The sequence below is a fragment of the Calditrichota bacterium genome (genome assembly GCA_014359355.1).
Classification (GTDB): domain Bacteria; phylum Zhuqueibacterota; class Zhuqueibacteria; order JANLFK01; family Oleimicrobiaceae; genus Oleimicrobium.
Genome location: JACIZP010000300.1, coordinates 1 through 3,384 on the forward strand (window position 1 = coordinate 1; position 3,384 = coordinate 3,384).

Annotated in this window: 3 protein-coding genes; all 3 read left to right on the forward strand. The window is 61.6% G+C overall.

The annotated features are described in order from the left end of the window. Positions 1-677: phosphodiester glycosidase family protein (locus H5U38_12830; GenBank protein MBC7187911.1), on the forward strand; the 677-nt coding region annotated here is incomplete at its 5' end. Beyond that, positions 674-1,726 carry an LD-carboxypeptidase gene (locus tag H5U38_12835; GenBank protein MBC7187912.1) on the forward strand — a complete coding sequence of 351 codons (1,053 nt, stop codon included), beginning with the start codon at positions 674-676 and terminating at the stop codon, positions 1,724-1,726. The genes H5U38_12830 and H5U38_12835, both read left to right, overlap by 4 nt. Before the next feature lie 357 nt (positions 1,727-2,083). Then, positions 2,084-3,384 (forward strand): glutamine synthetase (locus tag H5U38_12840; protein ID MBC7187913.1); only part of this gene is annotated, 1,301 nt, incomplete at its 3' end.

Here is a 3,384-nt window from a genome sequence, read left to right on the forward strand (position 1 = left end):
CATTCAATCGTGGGCGTGGCGAGGACGAGCTCATCGCCTTTAACCATTGGTTTGGCGAGAGTACGCGCACCAACAGGTGGGGCAGCGAGGTCACACTCTCTTTGCTCGGTCCGCCGCGCGTCAATGACACCACCTTTGCCATCGTCGTCCGGGTCGATTCGGCGGGCAATCGCCCAATTCCGCCACAGGGGATGGTGCTGTCAGGGCATGACGCCGCGGGCGACTGGCTGCGCCAGCAGTGCACGGTCGGTGACACGGTGCGCCTGTGGGTCGGGCTGGAGTCCGTGCGCGGGGCAGTGAGCTGGGTCATTGGCGGGGGGCCACGCCTTGTCCGCGATGGCGAAATAGCTGCCGCGGAGATAGCTTCCTGGGGCAATGGCGGCTTTGTTACCGCGCGCCATCCGCGGACCGCAATCGGCTTTTCGGCGGACAGCTCACTCGTCTTCTTGGTCACCGTGGACGGGCGCCAGCCGGGCTACAGCGAGGGGATGACCCTCCTGGAGTTAGCTACTTTCCTGGTTGATCTGGGCGCGCAGCAGGCGCTCAATCTCGATGGGGGCGGCAGCACCACCATGGTCATCAACGGCAAGGTGGTCAATCGGCCAGCAGAAGACGGCCAGGAACGCCCCATCGTCAACGCCATTGTCGTGCGAAGAAGAGCCTCGGAGGGACAATGAAGCGCAAAGGAGTAACCCGTAGGGAGTTCATGGGCGAGGTGGCGGCTTTGAGTGCCGTAGGGGTAGCAAGCTCACACGCGCTGGGCGGGGAAAAGCACCAACGCAAGCCCGTCATCAGGCCGCCGCGGCTGCGCCCTGGCGACACGGTGGGGCTGGTCTGTCCGGCCAGCGCACCGTTCGAGCCCTCAGCCATCCGCGAGGGGAAGATGGCTATGGAAAAGCTCGGGTTCAAAGTGAAGATCGGCAGGAACGTGGGCAAGAAGTACGGCTACCTGGGCGGCACCGACCAGGAGCGCGCCACCGACGTGCAGGAGATGTTCGACGACCCTCAGGTGAAGGCCATCATCGCCCTGCGTGGGGGCTATGGCTGCCTGCGCATCCTCAACCACCTGGACTATGACCACATCCGGACACACCCGAAGATCCTGCTCGGCTACAGCGACATCACCATCCTGCTCCTGGCCGTGCACCAGATGACCGGCCTGGTGACCTTCCATGGCCCTGTGGCGCTGTCGACATTTTCCCCGTACACAGTGGACCTGTTGCAGCGCGTGTTGATGAAGGATGAGCCGCTGGGAGAAATCGGCGAGGCGCCGGGAGCGCTCCCCCTTGGCGTGAACGGGCTATCTGGCCGCGCCAGTGGCCGTCTCATCGGCGGCAACCTAACTCTTGTCGCTGCATCGCTGGGTACACCCTATGAGGTGGACACCGACGGTCGTCTGCTCTTCCTCGAAGAGGTGGGCGAGGAGCCGTACGACATCGACCGCCACCTGACGCACTTGCTCCTTGCGGGCAAGTTGGACCGTGCCGCGGGCATTGCCCTCGACCGCATGCAGCGCTGCGGTCCCCGCGACTACCAGCCTGCCTTCCCCACGACCCTGAGTGTGGAGGAGGTGATAAGCGACCGGCTGGGGCACCTGGGCAGACCCGTAGTGTTTGGCCTGTCGCTGGGACATGCCGCCGACAAGCCGACGCTGCCCATTGGGGTCATGGCCACGTTGGACGCTGGCAAAGGACGGCTTTCCCTCGATGAACCAGCCGTGAGCTAAGTGGGTTCAGGGGTCTTGGGATCCCAGCCGCTTAGGAGTGACGGGCAGGCAAAGGAAACAAACCTCTTGGCATCGGGGAAGGGGGAGTGCGACGCCTCTATGCATTGCGGGGGGGTACCCCCCGTCCGCACGCAGCCTAACGGCCGCGTGGCATCGCATGAAGGGGATGTCCACCGGAGCCCCGGTCTGTTGTCGCCATATTCTGTCCCTTCGTGTACATGCGTTTTTCTCGCACGCATTCCCACGGCCCACTGACAGAGCCCCCTAAACGCCTCCTCGCGGCGAGAATAGTTATTGATACTCCTCCGGGATTTTCGTATATTTGCGCCATTCAAATGCAAAGAGGGAGGTCATGTGATGGATAGGACGCAGCTTCTGCAGCGGGTTGAGGAGGACGGGGTAAGGTTCATTAGCCTGCAGTTTACCGATCTGCTGGGCGTGGTCAAGGAAGTCATCATCCCAGCGCGGCAGCTGAAAGAGGCTACTGAGTTTGGCGTGTGGTTTGACGGTTCGTCCGTGGAGGGCTTTGCCAGAATCCAGGAGAGTGACCTCTTTTTGCGGCCGGATCTTTCCACTTACTCCCTGGTGCCCTGGCTCCTGGAGAACGGCAGAACCGCCCGCTTGATCTGCGACATCTTCGGCCGGGACGGCAATCCCTACGAAGGAGACCCTCGCCACGTCCTAAAGAAGGCCCTGGCCAGCGCCAAAGAGATGGGCTTCCAGTTCAATGTGGGCCCAGAGCTGGAGTTCTACCTTTTCCGGAGGGACAAGCAGGACGCACAGCGCCCCATCGACGAGGGGAGTTACTTCGACTTTTCCTCGCATGAGGGCTACTTCGTGATGCGCGAGATTCTCAGCGCTCTGCACAGCTTCGGCATCCCGGTGGAGGCTTCTCACCACGAGGTCGGAAGGGGGCAGTACGAGATTGACTTTCTCTACGGCAACGCGCTGGAGACCGCCGATCGCATCCTCACGCTGAAGTACACGGTAAAAAAGATTGCCCAGCGATACGATTTGGATGCCACCTTCATGCCGAAGCCTCTGTTTGGCGCACCAGGCAACGGCATGCACACGCACCAGAGCCTTTTCGACATAAAGTCAGGCCAGAACGCCTTCTACCATGCGGACGATCCCTACAACTTGTCGCCACTGGCCTATCACTTCATGGCCGGCATCATCAAGCACATCCGGGCGATGTGCGCCGTGCTCTGCCCAACGGTGAATTCGTACAAGCGCTTGGTGTCCGGCTACGAGGCGCCGGTGTATGTGACCTGGGCGAGGATAAATCGTTCGGCCCTCATTCGCGTGCCAAAATGGTTTCACGACCGCAAGCAGTCGGCGCGCATCGAGCTGCGCTGCCCTGACCCCAGTTGCAATCCCTATCTGGCCTTGGCCTTCATGCTCGAGGCCGGCCTGGACGGCATTCGCCAGAAGTTGCAGCCCCCGGAGCCGGTCGAGGAGAATGTGTACCTTTTCGACGAAGAAGGGCTGAAGGCGAAGCAGATCGCGCTCCTTCCGAGTTCGCTGTACGAGGCGCTGCAGGAATTGCAGAGAGACGAGCTCTCCTTGAAGGTTCTCGGCCAGCACCTCTTTGAGCGCTACGTGGATATCAAATCCCGGGAATGGGAAGAGTTCAGGGTGCAGGTGACCCCGTGGGA